Here is a 17,322-nt window from a genome sequence, read left to right on the forward strand (position 1 = left end):
TATCAGGGAGGACGCAACTCATGAACCCTTATTTGTACCTTCTCACAATGCAGACCTTCGTTTTTTGGTTCCTGCTTCTAGGTATGGGCAACGTTCCTGATCCCAGAACGTGGTTTAAGGACAAGGGCAAAAACTTCATTTCAGCGTTGCCATTCCTGTTCGTTTCCATGGTGTTGCTGGCATGCTTGTTTGCTGTTTTTTCGAGATATTTTTCAGAAATCGGGGGGCTTCACTATGAGTAATAGCTTGTCTCAGGCGACGAACAGCCTGCTCACTCAGCTCGTGATGGAACTTAAATCAGGCTATATCCGCCGCTGTGAATCTCTGGGGCTGACCACGGAGGAAATGCAACTGCTGCACGGTTTGACCATTGAAGATCTGCATTACCTGATGAACAGCTCGGTATCGGTGCTGACCTTCCAAATCCATCACGAGAATTTTTCTCTGATGCTGCAACATGCGCGCCGTGAGCAGCAACGTATGCAGCGGATTGATCGTGCACTGGCGTTGGGAGGCTCTATCGAAATGATGCAGCACTATTTTGGCCTCTCGACCGTTGAAGTTGCCGCCCGCCGACGCATGACCGGTATCAACATTCGCCAGGGGCGCTGTGCAGCGCTCAGCGACGACGAGAACGCGGCATTGTGGCGCCAGTGGCAAAAAGCCGACATCGATGACGCCTCCAGTGCCGATGGACTGGACGTCATGATGCTGGCCGCCGAACAGATGGATGTTTCTCTGACGGCTGTCTGGAATGCCGTTCGCAGCTTTGATGCCCCTCAGACGGCGGCCGCCAAAAAAGCCATTCAGGCCGTGCGTACGCCACGCGCTACGCCGGGAGGAAATACAAGGAGGCTGGCATGAAGCCTGTGATGTTAATGCCGGGTTTGCAGGTCCCCCGTTCGGCACCGCCATCCTGCCAGAGAAAGGCGAAGGAGCAGGTCAGGCGTTTCCGCCGCGGGGAACGTAACTACAAGCACCTTCATGTTAAAGGCAAGCACGCCCCCGGGCGTGCCTGGATGAAGATTGATATCGGTACCAGCTGGCGACTGCTCAGCCGAAACAGTGGTGATGACTGGGAGCTGTTGACCCATGAACGCTACAACAACGAACTGTGGAAGTGATGACACTGACCCTGTACCTGATGTCGGGTACAGGCCTGAGTGCCGTTAGGCAAACAACCGCTTGATGCTTTCGCCCTGTGGGCGTGGGCAGCGTAAAAGGATGCGCAAAATCGATGAGCATAAATAAAACACCTGATGACAGCCTGATCACCTTTACGCTCGAACAAATGGATGCCCGCCTGGCGGAGCGAATAGGCGCGGAAAAGCACGCGGGGAATCCCGATGTCACGAATCTGCGCAGCGGTCTCCTGTACATGGGCAATGTGCATGACTCCATCCCCCGCCGGTTGCTCCTGGACACCCGTCTGTCACCGCTGGATAAAACTGCGTGGATAATGATCCGCCTGTACGCGCAACAGAATCAGGGCGCCGTGTTCCCGACCTATGACGAGCTGCAGCTGCAGCTTGCCTCGCCCTTCAATGGTAAGGCGTCTCGCGAGACCGTCAGCCGCGTGCTGCTGATGTTACGCCTGACCGGCTGGCTCAGTTTGTGCCGGCGTGTGCGTGACGGCCAGGGGCGGGTGAGGGGGAATATCTATGCCCAACACGATGAACCACTCTCGGCCCGTGATGCGGAGACATTGGATCCGGCCTGGCTGGATACGGTCGCCATGGGCTGTGCGCATAAAAACCGCACCGTCAGCCAGACGGCCTGGTCGGTACTGTCGGATATTCAGCATGATCCGACAATGCGTCATCAGCATTCCCAGATGGCGGCGATTGCTGAACGGCTGGGGTCGCCACAAACCCCGCAACAGATGGCCGTCAGAGTGTCTCAACGACAGGAAAATACCCCCAGTTCGGACGCCGAACTCAGTAAAAAATCCCCGGATTCGGATACCGAACTAAGTCAAATTAAACCCAGTTCGGATACCGAACTCAGTGTAAAACAGGGAGGCAAAACACCGAGTTCGCTTTCCGAACTCATGGTGAAATCAGTTACTTACGGTGCATCAACGAAACCGAACTGTAACGTACGTTCTTTCACACAGAGTGTGAATAAAACAACGTACGTACCTGAGTTGCCGGCCGAACTGCAGAACATCATAGCGACGGATGATCAGCGGCAGATTGGTGTCCAGCTTAAGGCATTGCCTGCAGAGGTTTCCCGTCAGGTGCTGGAGAGTCTTGAGCAGGCGATGGCCAAAGGCACCCTGAATAACCCCACAGGCTGGCTGCTGGCGGTGATCAAGCGCGCCCGAAACGGTGAGCTGTATGCGAGTGCCAAATCCCCAGAACCTGCCAGGCCTGTACCGCGACGCCAAATACCTTGCTCTGCGGCGCCAGCAAAACCAACAGATACGGTCCGCCAACACCTTGCTTCGCGGGAGCATGTCAGCGACATAGTTGCGAAGTTACGTTTGGGAATGGCACGCGCAAAAAATAAGTCATAAATCTGAACAATAAGAGGTGTTCAAAAAACACACAGCGCTACCACTGGCAGCACTGATTAAAAAGCATGCACTGCTGCCACTGGCAGCACTGATTAAAAAGTGCGCGCTGCTGCCACTGGCAGCACTGATTAAAAAGTACGCACTGCTGCCACTGGCAGCACTGATTAAAAAGTGCGCGCTGCTGCCACTGGCAGCACTGATTAAAAAGTATGCGCTGTTGCCACTGGCAGCACTGGTTAAAAAGCATGCACTGTTGCCACTGGCAGCAATAGATAGAAGTGAACGGGATAGCCTTTTGAGTTTTTGTTCGTCATGCAAAAAGAGTTTTGGATTGTTGCCAGGGCAAGCTGGCGCAACTATTTCAAGCCACACATAAGTTAAACAGGATGCTTAAAATGGTTGATTCATCAAGCAATAAAGAAAACAAACCCTCTTCAACTCGCGCAGGAGCGCTCAAATCGACGTTAACCGTCCAGTTGCATACACAATATGCAATATTGTTATGGGAGGGACGGCAGCGTGAGAAAGAGTCAAATAAACCACAAATAGTCAGCATGCCTCAGGTCATCGCCCGAGCAGGGAAAATTAATGCTGATTCAAACGCTGACAACCCTTATGCCGATGGCGCGATGTTGTCGTTGGAGCAGGCTATTGAACGTGGCACCGCGCGATTGCAGAGTGCAGTCGCAGAACTTGATAACGTCTTATCCAGCTTGCCGGGTCAGGTCTCGATGTCAGAAGTCTCATCAGTATCACCGCTGAATATCGGTGTATTTAGTCGTACTCCGCTCGGGTATCGTTGTGTCTGGTTACTCGTTGGATTTGATCAACTGGCTATGAAAGCATTTCAAGCATGGCACTATGGGTTGATCTCCCGTCAAAAGCGGGATGACTTGCTGAGCCAGGGGGGGCATTGGGTACGGCAGGTTTATGGGGTTGTGCAGCAGTACCGATCTGTAGCTGTAACGCGTGATGATATTCGCCTTCAAACTCCGGTTGGTATGGAGGCGGTCAAGCGTCTGGGGGAACCTGACGCAGACATTATGTCTGGCACATCGCGTTCCGCTTTTTCGCCCCCACTCAATAAAACTTCTGTGCCAACATCGTCCACTTCTTCAAAAAAAGGAGCTAAATCATGATTATGAATCGACAGGTAACGTCTTTTTTGATGCCAGGTGTACTCTGCACCGCGTTATTGTTAACGGGGTGCGCAGGCACCGAATTGGGTGAATGGAACAAAAAAATCAGTGACGCTGCCCATTCGCTGGCAACCGGTGGCAGCGGCGGCTCCAGTGAGGTTAGCATGCCCTGGATGACCCGGGCCGGTATTTCGGGGCCCCGGCAGGACGTGCATCATACTTATAGCCTCCCGGTGGATGTTGATACCGCGGCGGCGCGGCTGAAAAGTCATTATCAGTTCATCTCCTCCGAGGAGCTTGAAAGTCTGCGCCAGCGTGATCAGCACGGTGACTGGAGTGCGAGCTCCATTGATGAAGCACGCCCGGTCTGGTCAGCAAATCGGGGCAGTTATTACAAGATGGGGCAGGAATGGAAAGGCAATGATCGCCTTGAGCTCGAAGTGGTCAAGTCCGGCGCCGGCAGCCGTCTGAAAGTGACATACAGCTCACCGGATACGTCGCACCTGACCGACGCTTACCTTGGGAGATTGATGACGCAGCTGCAGCAGGTTGCCAAAGGTCAGGGCTGAGGGAGGTTATCTGATGCAGCTCTACCTGTGTGAGAAACCCAGCCAGGGTAAAGATATCGGCGCCATTCTCGGGGCGACCCAGCGTAAGCAGGGCTATCTGGCGGGCGCCGGCGTCATCGTTACCTGGGCAATCGGGCACCTGCTGGAGCAGGCTCAGCCGGAGACCTACGGTGAACAGTTCGGTAACCCCTGGCGAGAGTCTGTGCTGCCTATCGTGCCTGCTCAGTGGAAAATGGCGGTAAAAAAAGACACTGCCGATCAGTTTGCGGTCATCCGTGGGTTGCTCAAACAGGTTAATTCTGTAGTGATTGCGACCGATGCGGATCGTGAGGGGGAAGTGATCGCACGCGAATTACTGGAGCATTGCCACTTTACCGGCCCGGTCCAACGGCTCTGGTTGTCTGCGCTGGACGAGGCCAGTATCCGGCATGCTCTGGCAAACAAACTCCTTGGCGAGAAGACTGCACCCCTGTATGAGGCCGGCCTGGCACGTGCCCGGGCTGACTGGATGACGGGGATGAACCTGACCCGACTTTATACTCTAAAGGCGCGGGAACAGGGATACGGCGAGGTGTTGTCGATCGGGCGGGTACAGACCCCCACGCTGGCGCTGGTCGTGAACCGTGACCGCGAAATCGCCAACTTTATTTCCAAGCCGTACTGGCAAGTCAGGGCGAACCTGCAAAAGGATGGCATTACTTTTCCTGCGAACTGGGTGCCGGCTGCCAACTACTGCGATGAAGAGAAGCGCTGTATTCAACAGAATGTGGCGCAGGCCGTGGTGCAGCTGTGTCAGCAAACAGGTCATGCCGTTGTGCTTGAGGTAGGGACCGAGCGCAAGAAAGAGTCCGCGCCGCTGGCCTTTGACCTGGGGACGCTGCAGCAGGCTTGCTCACGCAAGTGGGGGATGAGCGCAAACCAAGTGCTGAGTATCGCGCAGTCGCTGTATGAAACGCACAAGGCGACCACATATCCCCGGACAGATTGCGGCTATCTGCCGACATCGATGCGGGAAGAGGTTGCCGATGTGCTGAGTGCGGCTACCCGCACGGATCCAACGCAGAGCGAAAGTGTGGCCAGGCTCGACAGGGCCTTTGTTTCCCGCATCTGGAACGACAAAAAAATCACGGCGCACCATGGGATTATCCCGACCAAGCAGCCGTTCGATTTGAGCAAGCTGTCTGCCGATGAGCTGAAGGTCTATCAGCTGATCCGTCAGCATTACCTGGCACAGTTCCTGCCGTTACATGAAGTGGATGTGACTGAGGCTACCTTTAATATCGGCGGGCAACTGTTCCGCACCCGTGGCAAGGTCGAGGCGGTGGTAGGTTGGAAAGCTCTGTTCCAGCATGACGTGAGCGAGGTGAAAGAGGAGTCGGCCGACACGGATGATGTCCGGCTGCCAGCGCTGGTAAAAGGTGAATCCGTCGCGGTTGCCGGCGCGGAGCTTAAAACGCTGCAGACGAAGCCCCCGGGGCATTTTACTGACGGGACACTGATCGCCGCCATGAAAAATGCTGCGGCGTTCGTCAGTGACCCGCAACTGAAGAAGGTGCTGAAAGAGAATGCGGGACTGGGTACTGAAGCGACACGTGCCGGTATCCTGGAAACGCTGTTTAAACGCGGCTATCTGGAGAAGAAGGGAAAAATCCTGCTCTCCACGCCGATTGCCGGCGAACTGATAGATGCGTTACCGACCGCGCTGACCAACCCCGGGATGACGGCGCTGTGGGAGCAGGCGCTGGACGAGATTGCCCAGGGGCAGATGACACTCGAGACGTTCATGAGCCGCCAGGCACAGTGGACGGGCCATCTGGTGGAGAAAGGGAAGACGCAGGCGGTGAAGTTCACTGCGCCTCCTTCACCGCCGTGCCCGACATGCGGAGGGACGATGCGCCGGCGTGCAGGCAAGAAAGGCGGTGGCGCCTTCTGGGGCTGTAGTAATTACCCCACTTGCCAGGGCATTATCAACATTGATGCAAAAGGTGGTCGTAAGGCAAAGCGCTATAAAGCAAAATCACCGGCTAAAAATAAAACAACCGGTGCGGAGTAAGAGATTGCCTGATGTTAATGTTAGGAAGATTTGCTAAGGTTATCTGGCTTTCTTGCAGAATGCATAGGTACCCCGTAACTGCGGTGGTGGGAAAATTCTCCCATGGTTTTTTTCTGCTTCAGTTCGGTCAGCGGCCTCCACACTCAGGTTGGCTGTCAAGACGCATGCAACTCCGTGAAAAACGCGTCGGGAGACTAGGTTCCTCCCCGGAGTTTGACAGAATTTACTGAAGGTTCAGGTACCGGCCGTGCGGCGTTGATTTTCGGATCAACGCCGTTTTTATTTTATGGTTCTCAAAACGGAATATTGCGGTTGACACTCTCGATGCTTGCATTAAAAATGAACAGGCTTACTTGTTGTCTCCGGACAACCAGCCAATGCTTCAGCACTCTGTGAGAAGCGCCTTCGGGTGAGTGCCAGCCAAAGTTTCAGCGGTCTGTGAGAAACGCCCTCGGGTGACTGCCAATAGCCTCGTAGCCTGAAAGAGGAAGCCCACGTGGCGGTAACACCGTTTAGCCTTTGAGAACGGGGATCACTTAGCGGTGATGAAGGCCCATTTCACAATCAAGACTGTCTGCACTGACGTATGACTTTGCAGACCCCCGACGGGAAACACTTTCCCGTCGGGAAGGTGTATTTCTCCGTCACCGAATCTTTACTCCTGGAGAAAACATCATGTCTACCCAATCTCAGCAAGCATCTACTAAAACTGAATACTTCAACCTGACTATCAAGGGCATGGGGTACCTCAGCAACATTCGTCAAGTCAATGGCCCGAATGGCACCTTTATCAGCTGTGTCGTCAATGGACTCTCCGGTCCTACCGATAACGCCAGTTACACGCGTTTCGATGTGACGGTCGCCGGTAAAGAAGCCAGCAGCCTGATCAACCGCTGTCAAAAATCGGTTGATGAAGACAAAAAGGTCCTGATTGGTTTTGTGCTCAGCAATCCCAAGACGGACATCTTCACGCTCAACAGCGGCGAACATGCCGGTGAACAGCGCGTCAGCCTCAAAGCCCGCCTTATCAAGGTCGATTGGATCAAAATCGGTCAGGAAAAGGTATATCAGGCTGAGAAATCCGACTCTACGCCGCCTCAGCAAGGTTCCGCTCAGCAACAATACGCGGAAAACTCTTTCTGATAACGCCCTCTACGCCTCGATTTTTCGGGGCGTTTTTCCCTTTCTAATTCTATTCCCTATGAGGATTTGATTATGGCGTCTCGCGGCGTAAACAAAGTCATACTTGTCGGTCATCTCGGCCAGGATCCTGAAGTCCGTTACATGCCAAATGGCGGTGCGGTGGCTAACATTACCCTGGCGACCTCTGAGAGCTGGCGCGATAAGGCAACCGGTGAGCAGAAAGAAAAAACCGAATGGCACCGTATCGTGCTGTTCGGCAAGCTCGCTGAAATTGCCGGCGAATACTTGCGTAAAGGTTCGCAGGTCTATATTGAAGGCGCTTTGCGCACGCGTAAATGGGCAGATCAGAGCGGCCAGGATCGCTACACTACTGAGGTAGTCGTTAACGTGGGCGGCACGATGCAGATGCTGGGTGGTCGTAGTCAGACCGATAACCCGGGGCCCTCAGCGTCTGGTAGTTGGGGGCAACCTCAGCAACCGATCCACAGTGGTACACCCCCTCAGGCGTCTGCCGGCAATGAACAGCCGATGGACTTTGATGATGACATCCCATTTTGACCTGGATGGCATTCATTGACATACTGCACATAGCGTCTGCTGTGTGCAGTTTTTCTATCTACTATACCGGAGGCTCCCATGGGAACTCGTTACGATACCGACGTGGTCGCCTGGGCGAATGAACAGGCGGCGTTACTGCGTGCCGGTAAACTTAGCCAACTGGATATTGAAAATATTGCCGAGGAGATTGAGGACGTGGGCAAGAGTGAAAAGCGCGAACTGGCCAGCCGGATGGCGGTTTTACTGGCTCACCTTCTGAAGTGGCAATTTCAACCTACTCACCGTGGTACTAGTTGGGAACTGACGATCAAGGGGCAACGAGGTTTGATTGAGCGCCGTTTAAAGAAAACCCCCAGTCTGAAAGTTGCTATGGTCGATCGGGAGTGGTTGGAAGATACTTGGTTTGATGCTTTGGCTATAGCATCAAAAGAAACGGGGATCGGTCTGGATAAATTACCCGCTTCTTGCATTTGGACTACAGAACAGATCCTGAACCAGGATTATTACCCAGAACCCTAATTTGGGTTCGTTAGCATGATTCGATAACGCTGACCTTCGGGTTGGCGTTTTTTTTTGATTAGCAATAAAGAGTTGTTAATTGAGCCTCCTGGACGGTAACCGCACAGTGACACCTGCCAATTGTCACTGAACAGGAAACCTTCCGGATGAAAAAAACAATTATCTTCTCTTCCCTGGCTGCACTCATGCTGACCGGGTGCGTTACTCAGCAGCCACTGCAGCAACGCGATATTTCCCCTGTCACGCCTTCGGTTACCGTCACCCGCAACGTTCAGCCGGTCAGCCCGGATGCTTACGGGCAGGTACCGGAGGTCGTGCGCTATGACCGTTATTTACTGGTCAGCACCGACCCGGCGGCTGTTCAGCGTGATCCGCTCTCGCAAATCATCGATATCCGTATTCCGGCATCAGTAAAACCGACGGTGGCTGACGCGTTGCGTTATGCGCTGCGCCAGTCGGGCTATTCCCTGTGCGCGACCGGTCCGGCAAACGGCGTACTGTACCGCCAGGCGCTGCCGGCGGTGCAGTACCAACTGGGGCCGATGCGTTTGCGTACGGCTCTGCAAGTGTTGGCCGGCACTGCGTGGCAGCTTGAGGTAGACGACGTGCAACGTGTTGTCTGCCACAGCCTACGTGACGGGTATCAGTTGCCGGCGACACAGCTTCCGCCGGTGACTGTGGCGCTGGCCAGGACGGTTTCAGCACCGGTTTCAGCGCATCCTGCTGCGACGGTCATTGCACCTCAGCCCGTTAATGCGGTAACGGCAACCGGCGGGTGGCAGAAAAAATGACTGAGCATAATGACGAAATGATGCCGATGACACCGGCAAAAAAAGGGTTGCTGCGAAGCCAAACCTTCTGGGGGGCAACGGCCGGCGTCGTTGTTGTCCTGGTTGCAGGCCTTGTCGGCTCAGGGACTATCAGGCATGTGGACCAGCGTATTGCCCTGCTTGAGCAGGCACAGAAAGCACTGGCACCGCAGGATGGCATGAACTCAATGGCCGATGAGCTGCAGGCGCAGGCTAAACAGCTTAAAAGCCTGGCTGAGCGTCAGGACTCGCTCATGCGGCAGGTTGGGGCGCTGACGTTAACCACCGGGCTGCCGGAAAAACTTGAGCAGCAGCTGCAGGCTCAACAGGTTGAGTTAAATGCGCTGAAAGACAGCATTGAGTCTGTGAAAAAGTCAGCGACTGAAAAGCCTGTACCGGCAGTGGCACCTTCAACGCACGTCCCCGCTGCGCCTTCAGCGACCGCCAAAATCATCCCAAAGCACAAGCCAACGCCAATTAAATCCTCCCCGCTTAAAGCGGTACCTCGTATGGCGCGCAAAGCGCCATTCGTGCTGACCGGGGTGGAGCAGCGTGGGACATCGGCCTTTGCGGCTGTGGCGCCGCAGGGGTTCAGTGATTTGTCGCATGTGCGGTTAATCGGGGAAGGGGAGTCGTTAGCCGGCTGGATCCTGGTCAGTGCCGGCTACGGGCAGGCGACATTTCGTGTGAACGGCCGCCTGCAGACCGTCAGCGCTCAGTAAGGAGAAGATGATGAAACTGAAATACAGCGTAATTTCCCTGATGCTGCTGAGCCCATTATCACAGGCGGCGCAGCAGACGGCCATCGAGAACAGCCAGTCTACCCTGAGTGAGGTTCAGCAGAGCCAGGCGAACAAGACGGCGCAGCAGGGCAGGCAGTGGGGCCTCAGTGGGGAAGAGTACCAGCGTTATCAGCAGTTGATGGATGGCCCTCGCGGGACGCAGTCTCCGGGGCTTGATCCGTTAACTGCCCTTGGCATCGAGGCCCAGAGCGATGCCGAGCGTAAAAAGTACGCGCAGCTGTGGGTAAAGCAGGAGTTCGCCCGCACAGAGAAAGAACTCAAGTTCCAGCGTGAGGTGGATGCGGCCTGGCAACGCCTTGGCGTGCTGCCGGTGAACATGGGAAATGCGGCCGGTATCGCGCATGACTCCGGCGGGCGGCTGGCGCTGTTCGTGAAAGCGAAGGACTGCGGTCAGTGCGATGCACGCCTGGCGGCGGTGCTGGCAGATAACCGGCCGGTCGACATTTACCTCGTCGACAGTAAAGGGGATGACAGTCTGCTACGTAACTGGGCGAAGGCGCATCACATTCCCGTCGACAAGGTGCGCGCACGTCAAATCACGCTGAATCATGACGGTGGCCGCTGGATGAAATTCGGCAACGGCCTGATGCCGGTGGTGCTGCAACAAGGGGAGAACGGATGGACACTCGCCGCATTCTGACCCGGGGGCTGTTGCCCCTGCTTGCCCTCCTCACCGTTGTGAGCGGTGGCGTCGTTCATGCTGCTACCCAACAGGTGCCTTCCGGTTACCGGGATGTGGCGCTGCGTCACGGGGTGCCGCCGGAGTCCCTGTATTCGGTGGCGCTGGCCGAGACATCGATGGCGCCGAAAAGCATCATCTTGGTGACCCGCGGGGCCGGCCCGGCCCCGGATGTTGAGCGTCCCTGGCCCTGGAGCATCAACGTGGCCGGCAAAGGGTATCGTTACGCCAGCCGCCTGCAGGCCTGGGAAGCGCTGCAGCGCTTTTTGAAAACACATCCTCGTAAGCGCATCGATGTCGGGATTGCCCAGGTCAATCTGTGCTGGAACGGCCATCACTTCACGTCGACCTGGGAGGCGTTTGACCCTTACACCAACCTCAACGCGGCAGCGGCCATCCTGCGGGAATGCTATGACCGCAATCCGGGAAGTTGGCTGGTTGCCGCCGGGTGTTATCACCACCCCGCCGGCGGCGCACCGGCAGCCCGGTATAAATCCATCGTGAGTGGAAAGCTGGCACGCCTGAACGGCAGGGGTTCCGCCCCGGTCCGGGGAGCCCGTACAACCCCCACGGCCATGGTGTTACCGGTACAAACAGCGGCGCTGACCTGGATTGAACCACGGAACCCATAATCATGAAAAAAATGAATTTTCTGCTGTTCGGCCTGAGTCTGGTGACCACCACAGCATTGGCCAACCTGAATGTCATCGCTGATATCGGTGGCGATGACGCATCACCCTACTTTGAGGGGATTAATCGGCAGGGTGACGCGGTAGCACCGCCGGCCTTGCCGCAAGCCCCTGTCTCGGCTGATGAAGTTGAAGTGGTCGTATTGCCGGTGACGACACCGGAGCTGACGCCGGGTGTGGTAGCGGCGCGCCCGCTGCAACTGCCCGGGATTGGTTCGCTGTTTATTGTGGGTGATGACGATGCCAGCCGACTCTGGCTGCAGGCGAATGCGGAACAACTCAAATCCCGGCATGCTGCGGGGCTCGTCGTTAACGTCAGTAACCTGCCTGCGCTGCAGGCACTGCGTGAGCTGGCGCCGGGGGTGCCGATGGCGCCGGCATCCGGCAGCGAACTGGCGCGTCGTCTGCAGTTGGCACATTACCCGGTATTGATCACCGATACCGGTCTGTCACAACAGGTTTTACCATGATATCGGCGCAACACATCACCGCAGCATTGATGGTGAACCCTGTGCTGACGGTTGTTCTGATCGTGCTGTTTGTTGCTGTCATGACGGGGTTGAACTACCGTGCCCGGGAGACAGCCAGCCGTCGGCGCCACCGCCGATATCAGGCGACGGCCACGCGGGTACTGGCGCGCTTGCCGCTGCTGGGCGGTGATGGCCAGCGTCTGGCCTATCTGCGCAAAATCAACCCCTATGTATTTGAAGAGCTGTTGCTCCTGGCGTTTGAACGTCAGGGGTATGCAGTTATCCGTAATACCTCCTACAGCGGCGACGGCGGCCTGGACGGTCAGGTCATAATCGAAGGCAAGACCTATTTCATCCAGGCCAAACGTTACGGACGGACGATCTCACCGTCTCATATCACGAGTTTTGGTGCGTTGCTGCGACATCACCATTGTGACGGTTTTTTCATTCATACCGGCCGTACCGGTCAACTGAGCCGGGTGATGTTGCAGAACCATCCCCACGTCCACCTGGTCAGTGGCCGAAAGCTGCTTGCGTTGCTAGCCGGCAATACAGAGTGGCTGCATTTTTTAACTGTGAATTCGGTCACCAACCTGAATGATAAGGAAGGTCGTCATGAGTAATCGTCATGTCATGGAAGCGCTGCTGCGCCCGGCGGTAGAATTGAATACCGCGATCGTTGCCGGTGCTGCGGCTGCGATTTGTTTTGTTGCTCCCTGGTCGGTCGCCCTGGTGCCGTCAGTGAGTTATGTCACCGCCGGCGGTTTTGCAGTGCTGTCCGCAGTACGAGCACGGCAGGGCCTGCGGGTGGTCCGTTATCGCCGTAATCTGCGTCGGTTACCGCGCTATGTCATGGAAAGCCGACAGATCCCGGTGAGCCGGCAGCGGCTGTTCCTGGGGAAGGGATTTCGTTGGCAGCAAAAGCACACCCAGCGCCTGATGGATACCCGCCGTCCGGAAGTGGAGAAATACGTCCAGCCGCCGCAGTTGTACCAGATGGCGCGCCGTCTGGAGCTCAAAACTGAATACACCCTGCCATGGTTGTCCCAGCTGCTGCGCAAAGACTCCCCGCTGAACCCGGTGCGGCCGCTGCCACCGGTAGGTGGCAACCCTGCCATTCACGGCATCGAACCCGATGAGCTCGATGTTTCGATGGCGCTGGGCGAACGTGTAGGGCACAGCCTGGTGTTAGGCACTACGCGTGTCGGTAAGACCCGCCTGGCGGAGCTGCTGATCACCCAGGATATTCGCCGCGGTGATATCATCATCGTGTTTGATCCAAAAGGCGATGCGGATTTGCTTCGCCGGGTCTGGGCTGAAGCCCACCGTGTCGGCCGCGGGGATGAGCTGTTCATCTTCCATCTGGGCTGGCCGGATATCTCGGCACGCTATAACGCCGTCGGGCGCTTTGAACGCGTCTCCGAGGTCGCTGGCCGTATCTCCGGGCAGTTGAGCGGGGAGGGCAACAGTGCGGCGTTTCGTGAGTTTGCCTGGCGATTCGTCAATATTGTGGCGCGTGCCCTGGTCGCGCTGGGTCAGCGTCCGGACTATCAGTTGATCACCCGTTACGTGAACAACATCAGCGAGCTGTATGAGACCTACGCAAAGAAAGTGATTGAAGCGCGTATGCCGGCGCTGCAGCAACAAATCGACAACAGCCTGCAGGTGCTGACGGAGGACGATGTCCCGCGAAATATGCAGGGCCAGCCGAACGCGATAAAAATCATGGCGGTGGAAATCGCGCTGAGTTCCGAGGCCGGCAAGCAGCTGTATGACCCCATTCTCGATGGCCTGCGGTCAGCCGTCCGTTATGACCGTACTTACTTCGATAAAATTGTGGCGTCCCTGTTGCCGCTGCTGGAAAAACTCACCACCGGCAAGACCGCCGAGCTCCTGGCGCCGAACTATATGGATATGAGCGACCCGAGGCCCATTTTTGACTGGGAACAAGTTATCCGCAAGCGCGGTATTGTCTACGTGGGGTTGGATGCCCTGTCGGACGGGGTGGTCGCCTCTGCCGTCGGCAACAGCATGTTTGCCGACCTGGTGTCGGTTGCCGGTCATATCTATAAACACGGCATGCACGGCGGGTTGCCGACCCGGGCAGACGGTAAACTGCCGATCAACCTGCATTGTGACGAGTTCAACGAGCTGATGGGGGACGAATTTATTCCGCTTATCAACAAAGGCGGTGGCGCCGGTATGCAGGTGACGGCCTACACGCAAACCGAGTCGGATATCGAGGCACGCATCGGCAGTACCGCCAAGGCGGCTCAGGTAACGGGGAACTTCAATACCCTGATTATGCTGCGCGTGCGTGAGAACCGGACCGCGCAGTTACTTACCACACAGTTGCCGGAAGTGGATATCTACACCAAAACCCTGGTATCAGGGCATGCCGATACGTCCGATGTGGAGAAGGGACAGGATTTTACCTCCAATACCCAGGACCGCGTCGGTACTGTGAAAGCCCCTCTGCTTGCCCCGGCGGATGTGATTAACCTCCCGAAAGGGCAGGCGTTCGCGCTGCTGGAAGGTGGTCAACTGTGGAAAATTCGGATGCCACTGCCCAACGGTGACAGGGATGATGCTTTGATGCCGGCCAACCTGCAGAAGATTGCCGAGGAGATGCAGCGAAACTACCGTACCAGCGAGTCCTGGTGGTCTGCCAGCACGGTAATGCCGGATGTTGCCATCAAAGGGGGGCTGAATGTCGCAAGCGGTGAATAATCAACCTCAGCAGCCCGTACAACCCCGTAAGCATGGGCTGTTTTACAACGTGCTGTGGGGCTGGCCCTGGATGCTGATCGGGATGTTCCTGGCTTCGCTTTTGGTGAGCCTGGTGATCGAATATGTCGGGATGGCCTTCTTCTGGCCAGATCTTGGCGCATCGCACAGTGAAGCGGTGATGAACACCGAGTTGGGGTACCTGTCCTCTGAGTTTACACGCAGCCTGCTGCTGTCTGAACCGTCAGTGACCGTCACCCGTTGGATCATGATGGCGTATCAGTGGACCTTCGTGGACAGTGGCTTTTTGGACTGGATTAAGCAGGCGTATGACACCCAGGTACACAGCCAGAATGCGGTTGCCAGGGAACTGAACAGCTGGAGTGGTTGGCTGGCTACCACGCTTAAAGAGTACCTGATGGCGACGGTGTACGTCACCGTCATCACCCTGGTACGTGTGACCATTTTGGTGCTGTCCATCCCGCTGTTTATCCTGGTGATGCTGGTTGCGCTGACCGAGGGGCTGGGGCGGCGTGATATTCGGCGCTACGGTGCCGGCTATGAGTCGAGCTTTGTGTACCACCACGCCAAGCGGATGGTGAAACCGGCGGTGTATATCCCCTGCATGCTGTACTTGTCTTGGCCAACAGCGGTATACCCCAATCTGCTGTTGTTGCCGGCCGCTATCCTGCTCGGCATTGCGGTGACAGTGACGACAGCGTCGTTTAAGAAATATTTGTAGGTGCCTGAAATCCAGGCTGGACGGCGGCGTACAAAACTGGCTTTTGTGCGCTGCCGTCAGCAGACAAGCCGCTCGCGGCGCGACAGTTCTTAACTAACTTAGTGTGCGATAAAGGATTTTTTTATTAACTCACCTGCTTTATATAATCTTGACATTTTGTTTAGGCTGATAATGACAAGGAATAAACCTGATAAGGTTAAGTAGATGGTTATTCCTATCTGCGCGTTAGTTGTTAATTTTCTGAAGATATCACCTATTATTGAATCTCTAAAAGGTTGGTAAAATATTGGGCTGAATAGCATTGCTGCACCTATAAAATAGATTGATGATGTTGTTATTGATACTATTTTTTTATAAAGTGTGTTGTTGTAGCGTTGTCTTTTCCAAACAAAAGTTCTGTCTACTACGTTAATTTTTAGGTAGTTTGAGCAAGTATGATAATCCTCGATGCCTTCAACTGGATTGAGCATGTTAAGTAAGGTGTATCTTTCATCTCGTGTTAACCCTTTCTCTCTTAATATTGCCGCGTAGCCATACTCTCCTGCAATTTCTTTCAGTCTCTGTTCACCTAGCTGGTTACCAAGTTCGAATGTAAATTTGCTTAACCTTGAGTACCTTTCGAAAAGGTGGTCTGTTCTCACGCCCCATTTCTCTTTATGCCCTATTGCAGCTAATAAGATTGTTAGTGTAGGTAGTATTATTTTGGTGAATATGTCAATTAAACTCATTTCGTTATGGCCTTTTGAGTATTTAGGTGGCTGAACTAATTTGATTTGTAACACATTGCTGAGTATTACTCTGTTTTGGAAATTATCAAAATTCCATAAAGAGTTATCCGCTGACCTCCCGCCCCATCTGTCGCACCCTGAGAGCACCCTAAATCATCAAGGAGTGCTTGTGTATGCCTATCCCCGTTGTTCGTGGTCTCGGCGCCGGCTGTGTGCTGGGGCTGACTTTGCTGACTGCATTGCCTGCCTTTGCCGCTGAAAAAGATGAGCTGGCTTCTGCCCAGCGGATGCTGATCCAGGTGCAGGCAGCACTTGAACGTGCGCGTGTTGCCGCCGTTCAGGCCGCCCCGTCCGAGCGTGTTCGTTTCTTCTTCGACTATGCCCGCGCTACCGCCGATCTCAAAACCATCAATGCCGGCATTGACCGCTATCTGGAACCCTCGCGTGCCCAACCGCGTGATGGCAGTGCGGTGGCCGGCAACTACCGTCGGGAGCGCCCTTGATGGCCATGAATGCGGCGCAGGAACAGGCCTTCAAGGCTGCCAGCGGCGGCGTTGAAGTCAATATCCTGTCGCTGATTTGCATCGGTGGGTTACTGGCGGTGCTGTTTGTCTGGGCAGCCTGGGCTCTGGTTGATGTTTACCAGGGCTGGAGTAACGAAAAAGTACGCAATGGGGCGTTGGTTCACTTCGTCATCAAAACTGTGCTGTTGCTGGTTGTTTCAATTTGGATGTTTGCCAGCTGACCTGCGAGAGGCGCTGGACCGTATTTCACGATGTTATTTTCACACACCCATAAGGAATGTTTTATGAATGCTGTAGTTCGTCTTTTCCGTCAACTCTGCGCGCGTGCCGCAGTAGCCACTTCCCTGGCGTATGTCACCAGCCAGCCGGTGCAGGCGGCTCTGCCATCGGTTGAACCTCCGTCCTCCGGTGGTGGCGGTGGTCTGATGGATACCATCAAAGGCTATTTCCAGGACGGGATCGTTATTATCGGTCTGGTCGCCGCTGCGGTGGCTTTCCTGATTGTCGCCAACGCTGCGATCCATACCTTTGCCGAGGTCCGTGATCAGAAGGCGACCTGGGCCAAGTTCGGCGCCATCGTGCTGGTTGGTGTGGTGCTGCTGGTCACCGTTATTTGGCTGGTTGGCAAGTCCGCCGAAATCCTGTTCTAAGG

23 protein-coding genes are annotated in these 17,322 nt (G+C 55.3%); 22 read left to right on the forward strand and 1 reads right to left on the reverse strand.

What is annotated here, in order from left to right; translation table 11 throughout:
- Nucleotides 1-20 precede the first annotated feature (20 nt).
- The 19 genes from ACUTSC_RS01450 to ACUTSC_RS01540 all read left to right on the forward strand — a co-directional run bounded on the left by ACUTSC_RS01450 (nucleotide 21) and on the right by ACUTSC_RS01540 (nucleotide 15,418).
- Entirely contained in the window at nucleotides 21-242 is a 222-nt protein-coding gene (locus tag ACUTSC_RS01450) for a hypothetical protein (protein ID WP_043144034.1), read from the forward strand.
- Complete coding sequence (locus ACUTSC_RS01455; RefSeq protein ID WP_089181340.1) at nucleotides 235-864, forward strand: DUF2857 domain-containing protein; 630 nt, start codon at nucleotides 235-237, stop codon at nucleotides 862-864. The genes ACUTSC_RS01450 and ACUTSC_RS01455 overlap by 8 nt, the downstream gene beginning before the upstream one ends.
- Nucleotides 861-1,124 carry a ParE family toxin-like protein gene (locus ACUTSC_RS01460; protein WP_043143926.1) on the forward strand — a complete coding sequence of 88 codons (264 nt, stop codon included), beginning with the start codon at nucleotides 861-863 and terminating at the stop codon, nucleotides 1,122-1,124. Before ACUTSC_RS01455 ends, ACUTSC_RS01460 begins: the two co-directional genes overlap by 4 nt.
- Before the next feature lie 113 nt (nucleotides 1,125-1,237).
- On the forward strand, nucleotides 1,238-2,518 hold the full coding sequence (locus tag ACUTSC_RS01465) for an STY4528 family pathogenicity island replication protein (protein ID WP_443003770.1): 1,281 nt from the start codon (nucleotides 1,238-1,240) through the stop codon (nucleotides 2,516-2,518).
- Nucleotides 2,519-2,534: 16 nt separating this feature from the next.
- Nucleotides 2,535-2,894 carry a hypothetical protein gene (locus tag ACUTSC_RS01470; protein ID WP_445653044.1) on the forward strand — a complete coding sequence of 120 codons (360 nt, stop codon included), beginning with the start codon at nucleotides 2,535-2,537 and terminating at the stop codon, nucleotides 2,892-2,894.
- A gap of 19 nt (nucleotides 2,895-2,913) precedes the next feature.
- Nucleotides 2,914-3,657, forward strand: a complete 744-nt coding sequence (locus ACUTSC_RS01475) for a PFL_4669 family integrating conjugative element protein (protein WP_421129477.1) — start codon at nucleotides 2,914-2,916, stop codon at nucleotides 3,655-3,657.
- Nucleotides 3,654-4,226 (forward strand): hypothetical protein, encoded by a 573-nt coding sequence (locus ACUTSC_RS01480; RefSeq protein ID WP_445653045.1) that lies wholly within the window; start codon nucleotides 3,654-3,656, stop codon nucleotides 4,224-4,226. The genes ACUTSC_RS01475 and ACUTSC_RS01480 overlap by 4 nt, the downstream gene beginning before the upstream one ends.
- A 13-nt stretch (nucleotides 4,227-4,239) precedes the next feature.
- Nucleotides 4,240-6,279 carry a DNA topoisomerase III gene (locus tag ACUTSC_RS01485; protein ID WP_443003754.1) on the forward strand — a complete coding sequence of 680 codons (2,040 nt, stop codon included), beginning with the start codon at nucleotides 4,240-4,242 and terminating at the stop codon, nucleotides 6,277-6,279.
- Between the two features lie 675 nt (nucleotides 6,280-6,954).
- Nucleotides 6,955-7,422, forward strand: coding sequence for an STY4534 family ICE replication protein (locus ACUTSC_RS01490; protein ID WP_060558277.1), 468 nt, complete (start codon nucleotides 6,955-6,957; stop codon nucleotides 7,420-7,422).
- Nucleotides 7,423-7,494: 72 nt separating this feature from the next.
- Complete coding sequence (locus tag ACUTSC_RS01495) at nucleotides 7,495-7,980, forward strand: single-stranded DNA-binding protein (protein ID WP_443003753.1); 486 nt, start codon at nucleotides 7,495-7,497, stop codon at nucleotides 7,978-7,980.
- A 78-nt stretch (nucleotides 7,981-8,058) separates the two neighbouring features.
- On the forward strand, nucleotides 8,059-8,499 hold the full coding sequence (locus tag ACUTSC_RS01500) for a DUF29 domain-containing protein (protein WP_099784035.1): 441 nt from the start codon (nucleotides 8,059-8,061) through the stop codon (nucleotides 8,497-8,499).
- 146 nt (nucleotides 8,500-8,645) lie between these two features.
- Nucleotides 8,646-9,290: a PFGI-1 class ICE element type IV pilus protein PilL2 gene (gene pilL2 / locus ACUTSC_RS01505; protein ID WP_443003752.1), complete on the forward strand. Its 645-nt coding sequence runs from the start codon at nucleotides 8,646-8,648 to the stop codon at nucleotides 9,288-9,290.
- On the forward strand, nucleotides 9,287-10,030 hold the full coding sequence (locus ACUTSC_RS01510; RefSeq protein ID WP_445653046.1) for a hypothetical protein: 744 nt from the start codon (nucleotides 9,287-9,289) through the stop codon (nucleotides 10,028-10,030). Before pilL2 ends, ACUTSC_RS01510 begins: the two co-directional genes overlap by 4 nt.
- A 10-nt stretch (nucleotides 10,031-10,040) precedes the next feature.
- On the forward strand, nucleotides 10,041-10,751 hold the full coding sequence (locus ACUTSC_RS01515) for a TIGR03759 family integrating conjugative element protein (RefSeq protein ID WP_443003756.1): 711 nt from the start codon (nucleotides 10,041-10,043) through the stop codon (nucleotides 10,749-10,751).
- Entirely contained in the window at nucleotides 10,730-11,422 is a 693-nt protein-coding gene (locus ACUTSC_RS01520; RefSeq protein WP_443003750.1) for a transglycosylase SLT domain-containing protein, read from the forward strand. The genes ACUTSC_RS01515 and ACUTSC_RS01520 overlap by 22 nt, the downstream gene beginning before the upstream one ends.
- Nucleotides 11,423-11,424: 2 nt before the next feature.
- Nucleotides 11,425-11,949: an integrating conjugative element protein gene (locus ACUTSC_RS01525; RefSeq protein WP_443003749.1), complete on the forward strand. Its 525-nt coding sequence runs from the start codon at nucleotides 11,425-11,427 to the stop codon at nucleotides 11,947-11,949.
- Nucleotides 11,946-12,572: a restriction endonuclease gene (locus ACUTSC_RS01530; protein ID WP_443003748.1), complete on the forward strand. Its 627-nt coding sequence runs from the start codon at nucleotides 11,946-11,948 to the stop codon at nucleotides 12,570-12,572. The genes ACUTSC_RS01525 and ACUTSC_RS01530 overlap by 4 nt, the downstream gene beginning before the upstream one ends.
- Nucleotides 12,565-14,679: a type IV conjugative transfer system coupling protein TraD gene (gene traD, locus ACUTSC_RS01535; RefSeq protein WP_443003747.1), complete on the forward strand. Its 2,115-nt coding sequence runs from the start codon at nucleotides 12,565-12,567 to the stop codon at nucleotides 14,677-14,679. The genes ACUTSC_RS01530 and traD overlap by 8 nt, the downstream gene beginning before the upstream one ends.
- A complete protein-coding gene (locus tag ACUTSC_RS01540) occupies nucleotides 14,660-15,418 on the forward strand; it encodes a TIGR03747 family integrating conjugative element membrane protein (RefSeq protein WP_443003746.1) in 759 nt (252 codons plus the stop codon). The genes traD and ACUTSC_RS01540 overlap by 20 nt, the downstream gene beginning before the upstream one ends.
- 98 nt (nucleotides 15,419-15,516) lie before the next feature.
- On the opposite strand, the gene ACUTSC_RS01545 is transcribed toward ACUTSC_RS01540, so the two are convergent.
- Nucleotides 15,517-16,146, reverse strand: a complete 630-nt coding sequence (locus ACUTSC_RS01545) for a hypothetical protein (RefSeq protein ID WP_443003745.1) — start codon at nucleotides 16,144-16,146, stop codon at nucleotides 15,517-15,519.
- Between the two features lie 173 nt (nucleotides 16,147-16,319).
- On the opposite strand from ACUTSC_RS01545, the gene ACUTSC_RS01550 reads away from it, so the two are divergent.
- From ACUTSC_RS01550 to ACUTSC_RS01560, 3 genes are all read left to right on the forward strand, one after another.
- Nucleotides 16,320-16,649, forward strand: coding sequence for an integrative conjugative element protein, RAQPRD family (locus ACUTSC_RS01550; RefSeq protein ID WP_445653047.1), 330 nt, complete (start codon nucleotides 16,320-16,322; stop codon nucleotides 16,647-16,649).
- The gene (locus ACUTSC_RS01555) at nucleotides 16,649-16,891 is read left to right on the forward strand and encodes a TIGR03758 family integrating conjugative element protein (RefSeq protein WP_043143717.1); all 243 of its coding nucleotides are present in this window, start codon (nucleotides 16,649-16,651) and stop codon (nucleotides 16,889-16,891) included. The genes ACUTSC_RS01550 and ACUTSC_RS01555 overlap by 1 nt, the downstream gene beginning before the upstream one ends.
- A gap of 63 nt (nucleotides 16,892-16,954) precedes the next feature.
- Nucleotides 16,955-17,320: a TIGR03745 family integrating conjugative element membrane protein gene (locus tag ACUTSC_RS01560; protein ID WP_197806342.1), complete on the forward strand. Its 366-nt coding sequence runs from the start codon at nucleotides 16,955-16,957 to the stop codon at nucleotides 17,318-17,320.
- Nucleotides 17,321-17,322: the final 2 nt, after the last annotated feature.

Source organism: Serratia sp. TSA_105.2 (genome assembly GCF_052692115.1).

Excerpts from the sequence above, each read along its gene's own strand:
- ACUTSC_RS01515 (WP_443003756.1), top strand. The coding sequence starts at position 10,041 with ATGAAACTGAAATACAGCGTAATTTCCCTGATGCTGCTGAGCCCATTA.
- ACUTSC_RS01480 (WP_445653045.1), top strand. The coding sequence starts at position 3,654 with ATGATTATGAATCGACAGGTAACGTCTTTTTTGATGCCAGGTGTACTC.
- ACUTSC_RS01520 (WP_443003750.1), top strand. The coding sequence starts at position 10,730 with ATGGACACTCGCCGCATTCTGACCCGGGGGCTGTTGCCCCTGCTTGCC.
- ACUTSC_RS01550 (WP_445653047.1), top strand. The coding sequence starts at position 16,320 with ATGCCTATCCCCGTTGTTCGTGGTCTCGGCGCCGGCTGTGTGCTGGGG.
- ACUTSC_RS01475 (WP_421129477.1), top strand. The coding sequence starts at position 2,914 with ATGGTTGATTCATCAAGCAATAAAGAAAACAAACCCTCTTCAACTCGC.
- ACUTSC_RS01450 (WP_043144034.1), top strand. The coding sequence starts at position 21 with ATGAACCCTTATTTGTACCTTCTCACAATGCAGACCTTCGTTTTTTGG.
- ACUTSC_RS01455 (WP_089181340.1), top strand. The coding sequence starts at position 235 with ATGAGTAATAGCTTGTCTCAGGCGACGAACAGCCTGCTCACTCAGCTC.
- ACUTSC_RS01530 (WP_443003748.1), top strand. The coding sequence starts at position 11,946 with ATGATATCGGCGCAACACATCACCGCAGCATTGATGGTGAACCCTGTG.
- ACUTSC_RS01495 (WP_443003753.1), top strand. The coding sequence starts at position 7,495 with ATGGCGTCTCGCGGCGTAAACAAAGTCATACTTGTCGGTCATCTCGGC.
- ACUTSC_RS01460 (WP_043143926.1), top strand. The coding sequence starts at position 861 with ATGAAGCCTGTGATGTTAATGCCGGGTTTGCAGGTCCCCCGTTCGGCA.
- ACUTSC_RS01510 (WP_445653046.1), top strand. The coding sequence starts at position 9,287 with ATGACTGAGCATAATGACGAAATGATGCCGATGACACCGGCAAAAAAA.
- ACUTSC_RS01485 (WP_443003754.1), top strand. The coding sequence starts at position 4,240 with ATGCAGCTCTACCTGTGTGAGAAACCCAGCCAGGGTAAAGATATCGGC.
- ACUTSC_RS01545 (WP_443003745.1), bottom strand. The coding sequence starts at position 16,146 with ATGAGTTTAATTGACATATTCACCAAAATAATACTACCTACACTAACA.
- ACUTSC_RS01500 (WP_099784035.1), top strand. The coding sequence starts at position 8,059 with ATGGGAACTCGTTACGATACCGACGTGGTCGCCTGGGCGAATGAACAG.
- traD (WP_443003747.1), top strand. The coding sequence starts at position 12,565 with ATGAGTAATCGTCATGTCATGGAAGCGCTGCTGCGCCCGGCGGTAGAA.
- ACUTSC_RS01490 (WP_060558277.1), top strand. The coding sequence starts at position 6,955 with ATGTCTACCCAATCTCAGCAAGCATCTACTAAAACTGAATACTTCAAC.
- ACUTSC_RS01465 (WP_443003770.1), top strand. The coding sequence starts at position 1,238 with ATGAGCATAAATAAAACACCTGATGACAGCCTGATCACCTTTACGCTC.
- ACUTSC_RS01555 (WP_043143717.1), top strand. The coding sequence starts at position 16,649 with ATGGCCATGAATGCGGCGCAGGAACAGGCCTTCAAGGCTGCCAGCGGC.
- ACUTSC_RS01540 (WP_443003746.1), top strand. The coding sequence starts at position 14,660 with ATGTCGCAAGCGGTGAATAATCAACCTCAGCAGCCCGTACAACCCCGT.
- pilL2 (WP_443003752.1), top strand. The coding sequence starts at position 8,646 with ATGAAAAAAACAATTATCTTCTCTTCCCTGGCTGCACTCATGCTGACC.
- ACUTSC_RS01525 (WP_443003749.1), top strand. The coding sequence starts at position 11,425 with ATGAAAAAAATGAATTTTCTGCTGTTCGGCCTGAGTCTGGTGACCACC.
- ACUTSC_RS01560 (WP_197806342.1), top strand. The coding sequence starts at position 16,955 with ATGAATGCTGTAGTTCGTCTTTTCCGTCAACTCTGCGCGCGTGCCGCA.